The following is a 17,356-nucleotide window of genomic DNA, read 5'->3' on the forward strand; positions in this document are numbered from 1 at the left end:
GAGGCGGGGCTGACATGCCTGACCGGTCGGGTCAGGACCGGATCCGGTTTGCATCCGACCTGTGACAGCGTGAGCCCTTCCGGGCGAAGCCGCCCGTCAGAACGCGGGCCGCTCCGGGTCCAGCACCGCCCGCCCCTCCACCGGTGACGACGCCTCCGCGAAGTGCCGGCGAGGGATCCGGCCCGCCCGCCGCGCAAGCCGGCCCGCCTCCACCGCGTGCCGCATCGCCTCCGCCATCAGTACCGGCTCCTGCGCCCGCGTGACGGCGGACGCCAGCATCACTGCCGCACACCCCAGCTCCATCGCGAGGGCCGCGTCGGACGCCGTGCCCGCGCCCGCGTCCAGGATCACCGGGACGCGCGCGTGCTCGACGATCAGCTGGAAGTTGTGCGGGTTGCGGATGCCGAGGCCGGAGCCGATCGGCGAGCCCAGCGGCATGATCGCCGCGCAGCCCACGTCCTCGAGCTTCCGGGCCAGCACCGGGTCGTCGTTCGTGTACGGCAGCACCGTGAACCCGTCGTCGACCAGCGTCTCCGCCGCGTCCAGCAGCTCGACCGGATCCGGCAGCAGGGTCCGCTCGTCCGCGACGACCTCCAGCTTGATCCAGTCGGTGCCGAGGGCCTCGCGCGCGAGCCGCGCGGTCAGCACGGCCTCGCCCGCCGTGAAGCAGCCCGCCGTATTGGGCAGCACACGTATGCCGAGCTTCTCCAGGACGGACAGCACCGACCCCTGCACCGTCGGGTCGAGACGCCGCATCGCGACGGTGGTGAGTTCCGTCCCGCTCGCGATGAGGGAGCGTTCCAGCACGTCGAGGCTGGGCGCTCCGCCCGTCCCCATGATCAGCCGGGAGTTGAAGGTCGTGTCACCGATGGTGAGCCGGTCGTCGGCCATGGCTGTTCAGCCTCCCTGCACTGCGGTGAGGACTTCGACCCGGTCGCCGTCGCCGAGCCGCGTGCCCGCCCACTGGCTGCGCGGCACGACCGCCTCGTTGACGGCGGCGGCGACGCCGGACGGCGCGGCGGTGAGGTCCGCGACCAGGGCGTCCAGGGTGGTTCCGGTGGCGAGCTCACGGACCTCGCCGTTGACGGAGATGTTGAGGACGTTCATGCGGGCTGCTCCAGCGATACGGGAGAGAAGCGGCGTGGCGTGAAGGGCCGGGCCTCGTCCGGCAGTTCGCCGTTGACCAGGACCGTGGCCATGACATCGCCGGTGACGGGCGTGAGGAGCACCCCATTGCGGTGGTGGCCGGTGGCCAGGTGCAGTCCCGGCAGCGTGGTCGGGCCCAGCAGCGGCGCGTTGTCGGGCGAGGCGGGCCGCAGTCCGGCGCGGGTCTCGGTGAGCGGCAGCTCCGTGATGCCCGGCACCAGCTCGTGCGCGTCGCGCAGCAGCTCGTACACCCCGCCGGCGGTGACCGTGGTGTCCCAGCCGAGTTCCTCGCTGGTCGCTCCGAGGACCAGTTCGCCGTTCTCCCGCGGCACCAGATAGACATGGCTGCCGCGCACCACGGCCCGTACGGTCCTGGACAGGAACGGGGCGTACGGCGGCGGCACGGTCAGCCGCAGCACCTGGCCCTTCACCGGCCGTACCGGAGGCAGCACCTCCGCCGGTACGCCGCCGAGCCGGCCGCTCAGACTGCCGCCGGCCAGCACCACCTGGTCAGCGGTGAGCCGCGACCCGTCGGTCAGCACGGCTCCGGCCGCCCGGTCCCGTACGACCGTCAGCCGCTCCGCCCAGCCGCGGTGCAGCACCACTCCGGCCCGCTCGCAGGCGGTGACCAGCGCAGCGGCCAGCCGCCGCGGGTCCACCTGGTGGTCGCCGTCCACCCGCAGGCCGCCGCGTACGCCCGGCGCGAGCATCGGCTCGAGACGTCGGCAGTCGCGCCCCGTCAGCCACTCCGACTCCAGGCCGGACTGGCGTTGCAGCGCGTGCAGTTCACGCAGATGCGCACGGTCGTCGGCGTCGAGCGCGACGGCCAGCGTGCCGCACGCGCGGTAGCCGACCGAGGCTCCGGTCGCCTCCTCCAGCTCGGCGACGAAGGCCGGATAGCGGCGTGCGGATTCCACATTGAGCGCGAGCAGTGTCTGCTCGCCGTAGTGCAGTTCGGTGACGGCGGCGAGCATGCCCGCGGCCACCTGCGCGGCTCCGCCGCCGGGTTCCGGATCGGCGACGATGACCCGCAGTCCGCGCTGGGCCGCCCGCCAGGCCGTGACCAGGCCGATGATTCCGCCCCCGATGACGAGGACGTCTGAGCCGCGGCCTGACTGGTCTGACCGTTCTGAATGTTCTGACTGTTCCGTGGTACGAGACATGGGCGTCCAGCCCCTCCCTTCGCCGGCATGACCCGGATCAGGTTCGTACGGTCGGAGGCCGTCCAGCCTCCCTCTCAGCCCGGTGCGTCCGGACTCCCGCGAGTGCCTTACGGCAGCCACCCTAACCCCAGGTCCCAACGCGCAGTAGGGGAGCAGCCGCCGTTGCCCGGGGATCCGGGGGACCCGGTTACCTGACGATGCGTCAGATGCGTAAGGTTGACGGGTGAGCGAGCAGCAGACAGCGCAGAAGGCAGCACAGGCGCGGCGCGTGGTGGTCGTCGGCGCGGGAATGGCCGGCGTGCAGACCGCGGTGGCTCTGCGCGAACAGGGCTTCACCGGCCCGGTCACCCTGATCGGGGCCGAACCGCACCAGCCGTACGACCGGCCGCCGCTGTCCAAGGCGGTGCTGCTCGGCAAGGCGGAGGGCTCGGCCTTCGATGTCGATTTCGAGGCGCTCGACGTCGAGCTGCGGCTGGGCTGCGAGGTGACCGGCGTACGTCCCGGTGCCCACGAACTGGACACCGAGGCGGGAGTCGTCCCGTACGACCTCCTGGTCATCGCCAGCGGCGCGGAACCGATCACGCTGCCGCGCGCCGAGGCCGTCCCGGGCGTCCACCTGCTGCGCACGCTCGACGACGCGGCCCGGCTGCGTCCGGTGCTCGCGCGGCAGCACGACATCGTGGTGGTCGGCGCGGGCTGGATCGGCGCGGAGTTCGCGACCGCCGCGCGTGAGGCGGGCTGCACCGTCACCGTCGTCGAGGCCGCCGACCGCCCGCTGGCCGGTGCGCTGCCCGCCGACGTCACGGGGCCGATGGCCGAGTGGTACGCGGAGTACGGCATCGAGCTGCTCACCGGCGTGGGCGTGGCCGACATCGAGCCCGGCGCGGTCATCCTCGCGGACGGTCGGCAGCTCGCCGCGGGCGCGGTCGTCGTCGGCATCGGCGCGCGGCCCGCCACGGCCTGGCTCGCCGGGTCCGGCATCGCCATCGGCCCGGACGGCGCAATCACCGCCGACGAACATCTGCGCACGTCGCTGCCCGATGTGTACGCGGTGGGGGACTGCGCCTCCTTCCCGTCCGCGCGCTACGGCCGGCGGCTGCTCGTGCACCACTGGGACAACGCGCTGCAGGGGCCGCGCACGGTCGCCGCCAATGTCATCGCCGCCGGGTCGGCCGAGCCGCCGGAGGTCTACGACCCGGTGCCGTACTTCTGGTCCGAGCAGTTCGGCCGTTTTGTGCAGTACGCGGGCCATCACTCCGGGGCCGACACTCTGCTGTGGCGCGGGGATCCCGCGGAAGCGGCCTGGAGCGTGCTCTGGCTGCGGGACGGCGCGCTGGTGGCGCTGCTCGCCGTCGGACGCCCACGCGATCTGGCGCAGGGCCGCAAGCTGATCCAATCCGGTGCCCGGCTGGATCCGGAGGCCGCCGGCGACCCTTCGGTCCCTCTGAAGGCGGCGGCGCGTTAAGAGGCCGATACGGGCCGCGTTTTCCTCCACACCCTTCTGACGTGGGCTTTTTCCCGTGGTCCTGTCCTTGGACGGCTCTTTGCGTCCGGGGCCCGGGTACCCACTGTCAGTCCCAGATGGCAGGCTTGTCCCGTGACCGAGATTGACGCAAAGATCGATGCTCTCGTCCCCGCCTGGCTCACCCTCCCCGACATCGCGGAAATGCTCGATGTCGAGGTGACGCGCGTCCGGCAGCTGGTCAAGGAGGGCCAGCTGATTGCGGTGCGCCGCGGTGAGAACCGGGTGCTTCAGGTGCCTGCCGCCTTCATCGGCGGCGGGAAGGTCGTCAAGGGCCTCTCCGGGACCCTGACGCTCCTGAAGGACGACGGCTTCACCGACGAAGAGATGCTGGAGTGGCTCTTCACTCCCGACCCGACTCTGCCTGGCACGCCGGCGCAGGCGCTCAGCGAGAATCGCGGCACGGAAGTGAAGCGCCGGGCTCAGGCGCTCGCCGTCTGACGTCCGACAAGACACCACCTTGCGGTGTGCGGACGGGTGACCCCGCCGGGGCGTCCGCCCGCACACCGCCGACCCACCACGGGGGAATCGCCATGTCCACGGCTCGTGCTGCCATGTCCACGGCTCGTGCGCTGCTGTCCGACGCCCGGCTCTATCTGTGCACGGACGCACGCAAGATGCAGGGCGACCTCGCCGAGTTCCTGGACGCGGTGCTCGCTTCCGGGGTGGACATCGTGCAGCTGCGCGACAAGGGCATGGAGGCCGCCGAGGAGCTGGAGCACCTCCAGGTCTTCGCCGACGCCTGCCGCCGGCACGGCAAGCTGCTCTCCGTGAACGACCGGGCGGACGTCGCGCACGCCATCGGCTCCGACGTGCTGCATCTGGGCCAGGGCGACCTGCCGGTGCCGGCCGCCCGCGCGATCCTCGGCGACGAGGTCCTCGTCGGCCGTTCCACGCACGCCGATTCCGAAGTGGCCGCGGCGACCGTCGAGCCCGGCGTGGACTACTTCTGCACCGGGCCCTGCTGGCCGACCCCGACCAAGCCCGGACGGCACGCGCCGGGACTCGACCTTGTGCGGTACGCGGCAGCGCTGGAGACCGACCGGCCGTGGTTCGCGATTGGCGGGATCGACGCCGGAAGCCTCGACGAGGTGCTGGACGCGGGCGCGCGCAGGATCGTCGTCGTACGCGCGATCACCGAGGCCGACGACCCGGCCGATGCCACCGCCCGTCTCACCAAGCGGATACGGGCCTACGGGCAGTAGGCCATTTCATGAGAGATCGGTGTCCGAAAGGTGGACTCCGGTTGGGGGACCCATGCGGCCTGGTTAACCTGCGAGTATGGCCCTCGGTACAGCTTCGACCAGGACGGATCGCGCACGGACAGTGCGCGACCTGCTCGCGACCGGTAAGACGTCCTACTCTTTCGAGTTCTGGGCGCCCAAGACCGAGAAGGGCGAGCGGAATCTCTGGAACGCACTGCGCAGGGTCGAGGCGGTCGCTCCGAACTTCGTTTCGGTGACTTACGGCGCGGGCGGCTCCACGCGCGCCGGCACCGTCAAGGCCACCGAGCAGATCGCCGCCGACACCACGCTCACTCCGGTCGCGCATCTGACCGCCGTGAACCACTCCATTGCCGAACTGCGCAACATGGTCGGCCAGTACGCCGACGCCGGGATCCGCAATATCCTCGCGGTCCGCGGCGACCCGCCCGGCGACCCGATGGGTGAGTGGGTCAAGCACCCGGACGGCGTGCGGTACGCGGCTGAACTCGTTCGGCTGATCAAGGAGTCCGGTGACTTCTGCGTCGGAGTGGCCGCTTTCCCGGAGATGCATCCGCGCTCCGAGGACTGGGAGACCGACATCCGTCACTTTGTCGACAAGTGTCGTGCGGGTGCGGACTACGCGATCACGCAGATGTTCTTCCAGCCCGAGGACTATCTGCGGCTGCGCGACCGGGCGGCGGCGGCCGGCTGCGAGACCCCGATCATCCCGGAGATCATGCCGGTCACCAGCGTCAAACAGCTCGAGCGGTTTGCCCAGCTCAGTAACGCATCGTTCCCGCCGGAGCTGAAAGAGAGGATCCTCACCGTCAAGGACGATCCAGCCGCTGTACGCTCCATTGGAATCGAGTTCGCAACGGAGTTCTGCGCGGGGCTGCTCTCCGAGGGTGTCCCCGGACTGCACTTCATTACGCTCAACAACTCCACGGCGACGCTCGAAATCTACGAGAATCTCGGACTGCACGAGCAGTCGTGATCGGCCGCACCCGTCCCGACCCGGGGCGGCGGCCGAAGGAGAGGGGCGGGCATGGGCTGGACGGTCCTCTACGCCGCGTTCGGCGTCGTCGCGCTGTGGCTGCTCGGTGAGGTGCTGCTGCAGTACAAGGCGCGGCTGCGCTGGCGGCTGCTTGCCTTCGTCGGATTCCTCGGTGTGGTTCTCGGTGTGCTGACGCCGTCGGTGGTGGTGATCGCGGTCGGCGCGATCGCCTTCGCGGTCGGCCAGACCTATGTGACGCTCTCCTTCCGCCGCGGCTTCTCCACCGGCTGGGCGCTCGGCGGCAGCCCGGGCGTGAGCCGCCGCCGCAAGTCCGGCGCGAGGCCGGACGACGGACTCGAGCGCGAGCCCTCGCTGGAGGTCACCGACCTCGCCTACGAGCAGCCGCACGAGCAGCGCTATGACCAGTCGTACGAGCAGCGGTCGGCCGTCCCGGACCTGGACCCGGAGCCGGTCTACGAGCCGCAGCCGCTGCCGGACGACACCGGTCAGTACGGCGTGTACAGCGAGGCGGCCTATGCCGCGGCGCAGCAGGAGCAGAGCCAGAACTACCAGCAGTACGACGGCATGTACGACTCCTACTACGGCTACGGCCAGCAGCAACAGCCGGCCGCGGCGCAGGACAGCTTCGCCGGGCAGTACGACTACGGCACCGGCCAGCAGCAGTACGCCGCGTACTCCGACCCGTATGTGGGCGGGCAGCAGTACAGCACCTACGACAACTACGACAGCTTCGGCGGACAGCAGTCGTACACCGATCCGTACTACGCGCCGCAGCAATACAGCGAGACGCCGCCGGGTGGGGTGTGGGTGCCGCAGCAGCGGGACACCGACCAGGACGTGCCGCCGATGCCGCAGGACCAGCCCTCGCCGTACGGCTACGACAACGGGTACAACGAGCAGCAGTACCGCTACTGACCACCGGGTCGGGCACCGCCGCCGCGACCGGTCGTCCGCTTGCTCAGCCGGTCCTCGACCGGTCCTGAGCCGGGCTCACTGAGAGCCGCGGAAGTCCGCGCCCTCCACGATCAGTCCCGCCACCAGCGCTCCCGACATGCCCGCGTGTGCCAGACCGCCGCCGGGGTGCGCGCGGCCGCCGACGAGAAAAAGCCCGGGCAGCCGCGTGCTGTTCGCCGGACGCAGCCACCGGCCGCCTTCGCCCGCCAGCGCGGGTGCGTGCACCGGGCCCGTCTCCGCGGGCGTCAGCGTCTCGTGCCACAGCAGGCGCTCGCGTATCTGTCCGACGACGGCGTCCGCGGCGTCGATCAGCGCCTCCTCGTACCGTTCGCGCAGAGCCTTGTCCGTCCAGTCGACCGGACCGCCGTGGCCCGCGACCGTCGCCGTCACGGTGATCGCCTCGTGCTCCTCGTCCGGCCGGGTTCGCGGATCGTCGGGACGCAGCACGGTGACCGTGGGCCGGTCGGCCACCCGGCCGCCGAAGACGGCCGCGGCCTCGGCCCGGGCGTCGGGGGAGTGCACCACACTGCGGTGGACCGCGGATCCCGCCCGCGCTCCGCGCAGCGCCAGCAGCACGGTGAACCGGCCCGGCAACTGCCCGCCGTCCGCGCGCTCCTGAGGCCGTACGTCGCCGTCCCGCCACAGCTCGTGCCGCACCAGCTTCGCCGCGTCCACGCCCGCCACCACATGGTCGGCCTCGGCGACCGTGCCACCGGCGAGTTCGACTCCGGCGGCCCGGCCGTCCTTCTCGACGACCGAGGTCACCTCCGAGCCGAAGGAGAACTCCACTCTCCGGGCCAGGCACCGCTCGTACACCGCGCGGGCCAGCTCGCGCAGTCCGCCTTCGACGTACCAACTGCCGAAGGTCTGCTCCATGTACGGCAGCAGGGCGGCGCTCGCGGGAGCGTGCCGCGGGTCCAGCCCGTACCCCAGCGCACAGCTCGCGAAGAGCGCCGCAAGCCGAGGATCGCCGAGCTCCCAGTCGCCGACCTCCGCGACCGTGGAGGCCTGCCGGGTGCGCAGCATCCGGCGCTGCCGCAGCGCGGGATACGGATCGCGCGCCAGCACCTGCCAGTCGGCCCGCAGCGGCTCTTCGAGCAGCGGCCGCCGCGAGCCGTTCCAGGCGTCCCCGGCCCGCCCGAGGAACTCGCCCCACCGCTCTCCCGCGCCCGCGCCGAGCGCCGACTCCAGCGCCGAGACGATGCCCGCCCGTGACGTGTTCGGCAGCGACACCTCGGTGCCGTCGGCCAGCAGATGGCGGCTCGCCGGGTCGACCTGGACCAGCCCGACGCACTCCTCCAGCGGCTCCCTGCCGGTCTTGATGAACAAGTCCCGCCAGACGGCGGGCAGATGCAGCAGACCGGGGCCGGTGTCGAAGACAAAACCGTCCCGCTCGACGGCGCCCAAGGCGCCGCCGAAGGACGCCGAGCGCTCGTACACCGTCACCCGGTGGCCTGCCACGGCCAGCCGGGCAGCAGCCGCCATGGCGCCCATCCCCGCGCCGATCACCGCAATCCGTGCCATGTCAGGGACTGTATCTGCCACCACTGACAGTCAGCCCGGCGGCCAGGAGGCGGCGGCCGCCAGCCGTTTCTCCTCGCGGCGCTGCGCCCGGCGGCGAAGGAACCGGCGGATCGTCGATGCGAGAAAGAGCACGGTGACGATGCCCAGAACCAGCAGCGTCGCCGCGATGACCGCCGCCGCCAGCGGATGGAATATCGCGAACGTGATGATCCCGGCGACGCCAAGATCCTCCGCCGTGCTCATCGCGATATTGCTGAACGGCTCCGGCGAGGTGTTGATCGCCATCCGCGTGCCCGCCTTGACGAAATGACTCATCAGCGCGGTCGATCCGCCCACCGCGCCGGCCGCGATCTCCGGCAGCGAACCGCTCTCCCCGGCCAGCAGCGCGGCCACCACCGCCCCGGCCACCGGCCGGATCACCGTGTGCACCGAATCCCATATCGAGTCGACGTACGGGATCTTGTCCGCCACCGCCTCGCACAGGAACAGCACTCCGGCGACGATCAGGACATCGGTGCGCTGCAGTGATTCGGGCACTTCGTCGGTCAGGCCGGTGGCCCCGAATATGCCGAGCAGCAGGACCACCGCATAGGCGTTGATCCCGCTGGCCCAGCCGCTGGTGAAGACGAGAGGGAGTACGGACACGGACGCGATCGTAACCAGGCGGCGTGCGGCGCGGGTGGGGATGAGCACGGACGGCTGAGTATCCGTACCTAGTCACTGAGATGAGTACGGGCGCGGATGGGGTCTCACCTGCGCAGAAGGAAGAGTGGAGACCACGGAAGGGGCGCGGCACCGGCACCGCCGACACGGGGCGGCGGAACGGTGCGGCTCCCCTGACGGAACGGGGGCGCACGACGGAGAACCCGAGTGACCAGGGTTCTCCGGCACCACGGGGGAAGCAGGGGGAAACGGGGAATCGGGGGAACAACGGGGACGGGGAAATCCGCCGGTCCGGCGGGGCTCGGAAGTTCGAGCCTCACCGGACCGGCGCTTTTTCGTTTCGCCTCCTGCTTCAGCGCCCGCTGACCCGGCCGTGCAGGAGCCGCGAGAGCGCCGCGTGCACATCGTCGAGCGACCGCTCCGGCTGGAAGGCCTGCCAGTCCAGCGCGGCCACCAGCACCATCCCGACCAGCGCGGCCGCGGTGAGCGGGATGTCGATCTCCTCGCTCAGCTCGCCGTTCTCGACGGCCTCCCGCAGCACCGTCTCGACCACGGCCACCGCCTGCTGCCGCACGACGAGCAGCGTCGACTGCCAGGCGCGGTTGGTGCGCCACAGCTCGGCGACATACAGCTGGGTGAAGGCCGGGTAGCGGTCGATGAAGACCAGACCGGCCCGGATCATCGCGTCCAGCGCCTCGACCTTGGTGCCACCGCGGTCCGCCGTCTCGTCGGCGGCGGACTGCAGTGACGTGGTGAGCAGGCCGACGCCGAACCGCAGCAGCTCCTCGAAGAGTTCGGTCTTGCTTTTGAAGTTGTAGTAGACCGTGCCCTTGGCCACCCCGGCGCGCTCGGCGATCTCGTCCACCGTGGTCGCGGAGAAACCCTGCTCGGCAATGAGCGTCACCGCGGCCTCGTAGAGCTTCGCCCGGGTCGCCCGGCGTCTGGTGCTGGTGCTGTCCATGGCGTCCATGACGTCGATTCTCACAGGTCCGGCCCGGTCTCAGAGGCTCAGCTCGGGGTGCAGCCGATCCAGCGTCCACACCTGCTTGCGACGGGCGGACACCGCGGTGAGCGCGAGCGCCCCGACCGTGAAGGCGAGCAGCACCGCGCACGCCTGCCACACCGGGCCGAGACCGCCGCCCGTGATGAGCCTGCGCAGCGCCTCGACGACGTAGCTCATCGGCAGGAAGGGATGGATCGCGTTGAAGAACGCCGGGCTTGTCTGGACGGGGTAGGTGCCGCCCGCCGAGGTCAGCTGGAGCATCAGCGCGGCAAGGACGAGGATCCGGCCCGCGGCCCCGAACCGGGCGTTCAGCCACTGGATGATCGCGACGAAGCAGCAGACGACGAGCGCGAGGAAGCCGACCGTCGCCCCCGCATGGGCCATCTGCAGGCCGAGGCTCCAGTGCAGCACGGACATCAGCGCGGCGACCTGCACCAGGCCGATGGCGGCGACCGGCAGCCAGCCGGCCAGCGCGATCCGCCAGGCGGAGGCACCGGCGGCGAGAGCACGCCGGTTCAGCGGCTGGATGATCATGTACGCGACCATCGAACCGACCCAGAGGGAGAGCGGGATGAAGTACGGCGCGAACCCGGTGCCGTAGTTGGGCGCCTTGTGCAGCGACTGGCCGGCCAGCTTCACGGGGTCGGCCATCACTTCGGTACGGCGGTCGCGGTCCTTCTTGTCGTAGTCCGGGATCTTGTCCACGCCGTCGTTCAGCCCGCCGGCCAGTTCGGTTGACCCGTCGGCGAGTTGGTACAGCCCGCCGTCCAGAGTCCCGGCGCCCTTCTTCAGCTTGCCGACGCCGCTGTCGAGCTCTGTGGAGCCGGTCTTGGCGCCGGCCAGGCCGGTGTGCAGCTTGTCCGCGCCCTGAGCGACCTTCTTCGCACCGGAGTTGAGCGCGTTGATCTGGGCGACGGCCGACTCCAGGTCCTCGTCGAGCCGCGGAGAGCGGGCGGCCAGTGCGTTGGCCTTCTTCTGCAGATCGGCGAGCCGGGCGTCCAGCTTCTTCAGATCGCCGTTGTTGTCGGTGACCAGGACGTTGACGTCGTCGGCGACCCTGGCGACATCGGCCGCCGTGACCTTGGCGCGCTTCAGTGCGGGACAGGCCGTGGCGTCGGGCAGCAACGCGTCCTCGCAGCGCGCCTGGTAGATCGAGCTCAGCTCGTCGGCCGACTTGTGGGCGAGGGCCGCGGACGCCGGGGCCGCCTTCACCAGGACATCGAGGTTGTGCCGTATCGCCTGGGACGAGTCGGCCACCAGCCGGGCCGAGTCGCCGATCGACTTGCCGTTGTCCTTGAGGTACGGGCGGACGTCGGCGGCGATGCCGTTGACCTTGTCGGCGAGTTTCTGGGTGCCTTCGGAGACCTGGCGCGAGCCGGTTTCCAGGTCGCCCGCACCCTTGTTGAGCCGGACCAGCCCTCCGGCCAGCTTTCCGCTGCCGTCCTTGGCGTCCTTCAGGCCGTCCGCCAGATCCTTGGAGCCCTTCTTCGCCTTTCCGATACCGCCCTTGAGCTGGTCGGCGCCCTTGGCCGCCTTCTCGGTCGCGTCATGGATGCCAGAGAAGGAGATGAAGATCCGGTCGAGGAACGTACGAGAGGTCTTGGTCGATGCGGCCGTGCGCACCTCGGAGAAGACCGTCCGGGAGATCTGCCCGACGATGTAGTTGTTGGCGTCGTTCGTCCGCACCTGCAGGGCGCCGGTCTCGGGGGAGTCGCCCGAACTCGACGCGATCCGCGCGCTGAAGTCCGCCGGCATGGTCAGCGAGAGGTAGTACGCGCCGTCCTCGACGCCCTTGCGGGCCTCGTCCTCGCTCACCTCGTGCCACTCGAAGACCTCGCTCTCGCGCAGGCCCTTGGTGATCTCGTCACCGGCCGCGATCTTCTTGCCGGCGGCGGTGGCGCCCTTGTCGTCGTTGACGAGCGCGACGGGGATCCTGTCGAGCTGTCCGTACGGGTCCCAGAAGGACCACAGGTACAGCGCGCCGTACAGCAGCGGCAGCAGCACGACCGCGACCAGCGCGGCGCGTGGCAGCTTCCCGCGGCCGAACCGCTTCAGCTCAAGCGCGGCGAGTCCCGGTGAGCGCATGGGCCGTCTCCTCCTCGGTCGTGTTGTCGTCCGGCTGCTCGGCGCTGTCGGTGTCGGCGTGGGTGTCGGCATCGGTGGGCTCGTCGGCGGCACATCCGACCGTCCGCACGACCGTCGTGTCCTTTGGCGCCTGGCTGCAGACGGCGAGCACGGTCGTGCCCGACGCGGCGATGCGGCGCAGCAGCGTCCATGCCTCGGCCCGGTCGGTGTCGGAGAGCTTCAGATCGGTGTCGTCGACCGCGAGCAGCCGCGGGCGGCTGATCAGCGCAAGCGCGAGGGACAGCCGCAGCGCCTCCAGGCGCTCCAAGTCCCGTACGGCGGTGCGCTCTTGCTTGGGCAGCGCGGCCAGGTCGAGTCCGGCCGCATCGAGCGCCTCCGCGACGCGTCTTTGGGCCTCGGCGGTCCGCTCGGCGCGCGGCCGCAGCAGAGCGCGCAGCGAGGCGTCGAACCGGCGCTGCAGCAGGGCGCGTTCGCGCAGATGCTCGGCGACGGTCAGCGCCGGGTCCAGCTCGCTGACGCCGGGTACGGGACCGAGTGCGCTGATCCTGCGAACGGCCGCAATCTTGCGCGGCAGCGCCAGACCGCCGACCTCCGCGCTGCCTTCGGCCGGGCGCATCCGGCCCGTGAGCGCGAGCAGCAGACATGTGCGGCCGGAGCCGGAAGGGCCCTCGATCGCGATGAGCGAGCTGGGCGCCGCGTCGATCGTCACCGAGCGGAAGGCCCAGCCGCGGGGGCCCTTGAGCCCGAAGTCTTTGACGGTGACGGCCGCCCCGTGCGGACTGTCCACGTACCCTCCCCCAGTTTTTGCACTGACCAGTCAGTGCAAAAACTACCCCCGAACCTGAGTGCGAAGCAAAACCCGCTCGTTCAGCGGTCGGGGTCCCGCCAGTCGCGCGGCTCCATGTGGGCCACCATCTCGGCGAGACGTGCGCAGACCTGTTTGATCTCCTCGTGGGTCTCGTTCCGCTCGGTGATGACCGCCGCGAGCAGCAGAGCAGTCAGAGCCGTGGTGCCGTTGAAGGCCTGCAGCGTGACCATGTTGGCGAACAGGTCGTGCCCGGCGAACGGGCCGGATTCGCGGGCCGCGGCAAGGATCGCCAGCGTCGACACCCCCAGCGCGCACGACGCGGCACCGGCCAGCTGGAAGCGGAAGGCGGACCAGATCAGGAACGGGAAGACCAGGAAGAGGAGGGCCGAACTGGCAGTGCTCGTCGCCAGAAGCGTCGCGCCGAGCGTGCCGAGCAGCAGCACCGCAGCCTCGATCCAGCGGCCGCCGCCGACATCCCGCGGCCACCGGGCCCTGCGGAGGACGAGCAGGAACGGCGTGACCACAAGGACCCCCATCGCGTCACCGGTCCACCACACCGACCACGCGGGCCAGAACTCGCCGGTGTCCAGCGCCCCGGCCAGCAGCAGCACGCCGCTGCCCAGGGTCGAGCTGATCAGCATTCCGGCCAGGGCGCCCAGGAAGACCAGTGCCAGTACGTCCCGCAGCCGGTCCAGTTCGACGCGGAAATTCGCCCGACGCAGCATCAGGTACGCGCAGACAGGTGCCAGGGTGTTGCCGGCGGTGATGGCGAGCACCGCGAGAAACGAAGGACCGAGGGCCACGTTGACGAGGAATGCGCCGATCGCGATGCCCGGCCAGATCCGGGGACCGAAGACGAGCAGACTCGCCAGTGCCACCCCGGTCGGCGGCCACAGCGGAGTGACCTGACCGCGCACCAGCTGCTGCAGCAGGCCGAGCCGGGCGGCTCCGTAGTAGACGGCGGCGACAGCGAGGATCCGCAGAGCAGGAAGCCCGTATTGGCGGATCTCCGCAGTGCGCACCACAGCAGTCTGCGCTCCCGGGGCAGTGGCGGCGACCCAGGCCGCGCAGAGTGGTTACAAGGGTTCCGTCGGGCCGTCGTAGCGGACGACCAGGACGGCGGCGTCGTCACGGTGGCCGGTGTGCTCGGCCACCTTGACGACGGCTGAGGCCAGTACGCCGGGATCGGCGTCGAATCCCGCGCGCACCAGCCGGTGGACCTCGGCCAGACCTTCCTCGATCGGGAAGTCCGGCCCTTCTACGACCCCGTCGGTGAGCAGGACGAGCACCCCTGCCTCCGTCAGCCTTCGGTGGGTCATCGGATAGCTCTCGCCCCTCACCACGCCCAGCGGCGGGCCGCCGCGGTCGAGCGCGATGCCGGAGCGGCCGCCGGCGGTGGCCCAGACCATCGGCACATGGCCGGCCCGGGACACGGTGAGATCGCGGGTGACCGGGTCGAAACGCAGGAAGCAGCAGGTCGCGAACAGGCCGCCACCCATGGAGATCAGAAGGTCGTTGGTGCGGCCCAGCACCTCTCGCGGATCGCTCGTCGCCTCGGCGATGGCCCGAAGACTCGTGCGGACCTGCCCCATGAACGCGATGGCCTCCACATCGTGGCCCTGCACGTCGCCGACCGCCAGTCCGAGCGACCCGTCCATCATCAGGAAGGCGTCGTACCAGTCGCCGCCCACGTCGAGACCGTCCTGCGAAGGTGCGTACCGGGCCGCGATGTGCAGGCCCGGCAGCTGCGGCAGCGAAGGCGGGAGCATGTGGCGCTGCAGCGCCAAGGCCAGCTCGACTCGGGCCCGCTGGAGCTTCATCTGCTCCAGAGCCTGGTCGACGAGCCGTCCGAGGGTGGTCAGAAGCTGCTGCCCGTCGTCCGGCGGTCCTGTGCTGTGTCCGCGCATGGGTCGCTCCGCGGGGCCCGTGTGTTGCTCACCACCCTAGCCGTAGCCGCCGTTCCCCACCCAGACGAGAAAACAACAGGTCAGAGCCGATTGTCAGTGGTGCCCCTCACGATGGACACATACGGCCACAGCGCCGTCACACGACGACAGGAGGTTCGTCATGGCCAGCTCCTACGCAGCAGCCGCACCGCGGCGCCGCGCCACCGGCCCTGCCCCCTCACTGACCGGTCCGGCAAACGATGTGCATCCCGTCCTGCGGCGGGCCTCGGCACCGCCCGCCGCCCTCGACCTGCTCGCCCAGGCCCGCACGGGCCTTGACGAGGCCGCCACTCTCCCCACGCCCAACGAGCGGTACGCCACGGCCCATCTGGCCGCCCTGCGCACCGCCGCCGCGGTGCTCGCGGCCCGGGGCCGCCCCGAGACCAGCGAGCGGCGGCGCCAGCGGATACGAAGCGCCTGGGAAGTGCTGCCCGAGATAGCGCCCGAACTGACCGAGTGGAGCGCCCTGTTCGCCTCCGGCGCCCGGCGCAGGGCACGCGCCGAGGCGGGCATCCAGGGCGCGGCGAGCACCCGCGAAGCCGACGACCTGCTGCGCGACGCGGCCATGTTCCTGCGCCTGGTGGAGCGGCTGCTGGTGCTCCAGCCGGTGCTGCCGCAGCCACGGGCCGAGCAGCCGGAGGAGGGCGACGCCGCGGGGTGAGACGGAGAGCTGGACCAGGCGGCCGAGGCAATAGGGTGGGCTGCGTCGACGAACAGCCCGCCCGAGGAGTCAACTGCCGTGTCGGACCTGATGCGCCCCCGCGCCTCCCTCCGTACCGCCGTGGTCTGGGAGGTCCTCAAGGACGCCCTCGACCGGCGGGTCAAGGCGACCGGGACGGACGGCCTGGACGTCCTCGACACCGGCGGCGGCAGCGGCTACTTCGCGGTGCCCGTCGCCAAGCTCGGCCACCGCGTCACCGTGGTCGACCCCAGTCCGAACGCGCTGTTCGCGCTGGAGCGCCGGGCCGCCGAGGCCGGAGTGGCCGACCGGGTCCGCGGGGTCCAGGGCGATGTCCACGGGCTGTTCGACGTCGTCGAGCGCGGCGGCCATGACGCGGTCCTGTGCCACGGAGTCCTGGAGTACGTGGACGACCCGGCCGAGGGCGTACGCAACGCGGTGGACGCGCTCCGGCCCGCCGGTGTCATCAGCCTGCTCGCCGCCGGGCTCGGCGGGGCCGTCCTGGCCCGGGCGCTGGCCGGGCACTTCACCGAGGCCCGGAAGGCGTTGACCGACCCGGCGGGCCGCTGGGGCGAGGGTGACCCGGTGCCCCGTCGCTTCACCGCCGAGCAGCTCACCGAGCTGGCCGAGGACGCCGGTGTGACGGTCGGCGCGGTGCACGGCGTCAGGGTCTTCGCGGACCTGGTCCCGGGCGTCCTGGTGGACACCGAGCCCGGCGCCCTGGACGCGCTGCTCAAGCTGGAGGCAGCCGCGGCCGAGCTGCCCGCGTTCCATTCCGTCGCCACGCAGCTGCACGTACTGGGCGAGAAGCGCGGTTGATCAGCGGCGCAGCCGCACATGGAGTACGCCACAGACCCCCCGATCGTGGCCTGCGCCCCGTATGATCGGGGGACACCATCCGGCATGACGGATCGGAGGTTGGGGAATCTACGCCTCAGTCACCTGAGCCGCCGTGGCGGCCCGGACTGGCGAATAGGCGCAGAGGGCGGGTTTCACGGGGGCGATTCCCTGCCTATCCTGAAAGGGCCGCATACCGGTCGCCCCCCGCGACCGACGACTAGGAGGACTCCGTGCCGCTCTCGGAGCACGAGCAGCGAATGCTCGAGCAGATGGAGCGAGCGCTGTACGCCGAAGATCCCAAGTTCGCTACAGCGCTTGAGGGAAGCGGGCTGCGTACGTACACCCGGCGACGGGTCTACCAAGCGGTCGCGGGCTTCCTGGTGGGTATCGCGCTCCTCATGGCCGGAATGGTCGCGCAGCAGATCTGGATCAGCGTGGTGGGATTTCTCGTCATGCTCGGCTGTGCGGTCCTCGCGGTCACCGGATGGCGCAAAGCGCCAAAGCCGGGTGAGCAACAGACCCTGGGGGACACGGCAGCAACAGCAGCTCGCCGCCAGCCCCGTAGGCGCAGGTCGATGATGCACCGGATCGAGGAGCGGTGGCAGCGCCGCCGCGACGAGCAGGGTGGCCAGGGCGGCCACTGATCGCGAGGACGTCATCGCCCTCGAGGATCGTGCTCAGCCCTTCCGCCCCCGCGGATGCGGAGCATCACGGCTTCCTGAAGGCTGAGCGCTCTCCAGCTCTCTCTTGTTTCCCCGGCTCTCTTGGTGTTCCTGAGGACCACATTGCCTCGAGGACCACAT

At 70.9% G+C, this 17,356-nt stretch carries 18 protein-coding genes and 1 riboswitch; of the genes, 8 read left to right on the top strand and 10 right to left on the bottom strand.

The window, feature by feature from the left end:
* Nucleotides 1-96 precede the first annotated feature (96 nt).
* The 3 genes from ACH4YL_RS29730 to thiO form a co-directional block, all read right to left on the bottom strand.
* Nucleotides 97-891: a thiazole synthase gene (locus ACH4YL_RS29730; RefSeq protein WP_398510533.1), complete on the bottom strand. Its 795-nt coding sequence runs from the start codon at nt 889-891 to the stop codon at nt 97-99.
* 6 nt (nt 892-897) lie between these two features.
* The gene (gene thiS, locus ACH4YL_RS29735; RefSeq protein ID WP_398510534.1) at nt 898-1,107 is read right to left on the bottom strand and encodes a sulfur carrier protein ThiS; all 210 of its coding nucleotides are present in this window, start codon (nt 1,105-1,107) and stop codon (nt 898-900) included.
* Nucleotides 1,104-2,309 carry a glycine oxidase ThiO gene (gene thiO / locus ACH4YL_RS29740; RefSeq protein ID WP_398510535.1) on the bottom strand — a complete coding sequence of 402 codons (1,206 nt, stop codon included), beginning with the start codon at nt 2,307-2,309 and terminating at the stop codon, nt 1,104-1,106. The genes thiS and thiO overlap by 4 nt, the downstream gene beginning before the upstream one ends.
* A riboswitch (TPP riboswitch) is annotated at nt 2,307-2,419 on the bottom strand. (Overlaps the previous gene by 3 nt.)
* A 113-nt stretch (nt 2,420-2,532) precedes the next feature.
* Here thiO and ACH4YL_RS29745 point away from each other — a divergent pair.
* From ACH4YL_RS29745 to ACH4YL_RS29765, 5 genes are all read left to right on the top strand, one after another.
* Nucleotides 2,533-3,774 carry an NAD(P)/FAD-dependent oxidoreductase gene (locus ACH4YL_RS29745; protein ID WP_398510536.1) on the top strand — a complete coding sequence of 414 codons (1,242 nt, stop codon included), beginning with the start codon at nt 2,533-2,535 and terminating at the stop codon, nt 3,772-3,774.
* A 132-nt stretch (nt 3,775-3,906) separates the two neighbouring features.
* Entirely contained in the window at nt 3,907-4,272 is a 366-nt protein-coding gene (locus tag ACH4YL_RS29750; RefSeq protein ID WP_398510537.1) for an Rv2175c family DNA-binding protein, read from the top strand.
* Between the two features lie 113 nt (nt 4,273-4,385).
* A complete protein-coding gene (thiE, locus tag ACH4YL_RS29755; RefSeq protein ID WP_398510654.1) occupies nt 4,386-5,036 on the top strand; it encodes a thiamine phosphate synthase in 651 nt (216 codons plus the stop codon).
* Between the two features lie 76 nt (nt 5,037-5,112).
* The gene (gene metF, locus ACH4YL_RS29760) at nt 5,113-6,030 is read left to right on the top strand and encodes a methylenetetrahydrofolate reductase [NAD(P)H] (RefSeq protein WP_398510538.1); all 918 of its coding nucleotides are present in this window, start codon (nt 5,113-5,115) and stop codon (nt 6,028-6,030) included.
* Nucleotides 6,031-6,081: 51 nt separating this feature from the next.
* Complete coding sequence (locus tag ACH4YL_RS29765) at nt 6,082-6,966, top strand: hypothetical protein (protein WP_398510539.1); 885 nt, start codon at nt 6,082-6,084, stop codon at nt 6,964-6,966.
* 75 nt (nt 6,967-7,041) lie between these two features.
* On the opposite strand, the gene ACH4YL_RS29770 is transcribed toward ACH4YL_RS29765, so the two are convergent.
* The 7 genes from ACH4YL_RS29770 to ACH4YL_RS29800 all read right to left on the bottom strand — a co-directional run bounded on the left by ACH4YL_RS29770 (nt 7,042) and on the right by ACH4YL_RS29800 (nt 14,995).
* Nucleotides 7,042-8,529 (bottom strand): phytoene desaturase family protein, encoded by a 1,488-nt coding sequence (locus ACH4YL_RS29770; protein ID WP_398510540.1) that lies wholly within the window; start codon nt 8,527-8,529, stop codon nt 7,042-7,044.
* A 30-nt stretch (nt 8,530-8,559) separates the two neighbouring features.
* Nucleotides 8,560-9,174 carry a DUF4126 domain-containing protein gene (locus tag ACH4YL_RS29775; protein WP_398510541.1) on the bottom strand — a complete coding sequence of 205 codons (615 nt, stop codon included), beginning with the start codon at nt 9,172-9,174 and terminating at the stop codon, nt 8,560-8,562.
* Nucleotides 9,175-9,544: 370 nt separating this feature from the next.
* Nucleotides 9,545-10,153 (bottom strand): TetR/AcrR family transcriptional regulator, encoded by a 609-nt coding sequence (locus ACH4YL_RS29780; RefSeq protein ID WP_398510655.1) that lies wholly within the window; start codon nt 10,151-10,153, stop codon nt 9,545-9,547.
* A 39-nt stretch (nt 10,154-10,192) separates the two neighbouring features.
* Nucleotides 10,193-12,280: a YhgE/Pip family protein gene (locus ACH4YL_RS29785; protein WP_398510542.1), complete on the bottom strand. Its 2,088-nt coding sequence runs from the start codon at nt 12,278-12,280 to the stop codon at nt 10,193-10,195.
* On the bottom strand, nt 12,252-13,067 hold the full coding sequence (locus tag ACH4YL_RS29790) for an ATP-binding cassette domain-containing protein (RefSeq protein ID WP_398510543.1): 816 nt from the start codon (nt 13,065-13,067) through the stop codon (nt 12,252-12,254). The genes ACH4YL_RS29785 and ACH4YL_RS29790 overlap by 29 nt, the downstream gene beginning before the upstream one ends.
* Before the next feature lie 80 nt (nt 13,068-13,147).
* Nucleotides 13,148-14,110 carry an MASE1 domain-containing protein gene (locus ACH4YL_RS29795; RefSeq protein ID WP_398510544.1) on the bottom strand — a complete coding sequence of 321 codons (963 nt, stop codon included), beginning with the start codon at nt 14,108-14,110 and terminating at the stop codon, nt 13,148-13,150.
* Between the two features lie 54 nt (nt 14,111-14,164).
* The gene (locus ACH4YL_RS29800) at nt 14,165-14,995 is read right to left on the bottom strand and encodes a PP2C family protein-serine/threonine phosphatase (RefSeq protein ID WP_398510545.1); all 831 of its coding nucleotides are present in this window, start codon (nt 14,993-14,995) and stop codon (nt 14,165-14,167) included.
* Between the two features lie 160 nt (nt 14,996-15,155).
* On the opposite strand from ACH4YL_RS29800, the gene ACH4YL_RS29805 reads away from it, so the two are divergent.
* From ACH4YL_RS29805 to ACH4YL_RS29815, 3 genes are all read left to right on the top strand, one after another.
* On the top strand, nt 15,156-15,695 hold the full coding sequence (locus ACH4YL_RS29805) for an SAV_6107 family HEPN domain-containing protein (RefSeq protein ID WP_398510546.1): 540 nt from the start codon (nt 15,156-15,158) through the stop codon (nt 15,693-15,695).
* Nucleotides 15,696-15,773: 78 nt separating this feature from the next.
* Nucleotides 15,774-16,532 carry a methyltransferase gene (locus ACH4YL_RS29810; protein WP_398510547.1) on the top strand — a complete coding sequence of 253 codons (759 nt, stop codon included), beginning with the start codon at nt 15,774-15,776 and terminating at the stop codon, nt 16,530-16,532.
* A gap of 251 nt (nt 16,533-16,783) precedes the next feature.
* Nucleotides 16,784-17,197, top strand: a complete 414-nt coding sequence (locus ACH4YL_RS29815; RefSeq protein WP_398510548.1) for a DUF3040 domain-containing protein — start codon at nt 16,784-16,786, stop codon at nt 17,195-17,197.
* Nucleotides 17,198-17,356: the final 159 nt, after the last annotated feature.

It is taken from the genome of Streptomyces sp. NPDC020681 (assembly GCF_044334895.1).
In the GTDB taxonomy this organism is placed as follows: domain Bacteria; phylum Actinomycetota; class Actinomycetes; order Streptomycetales; family Streptomycetaceae; genus Streptomyces.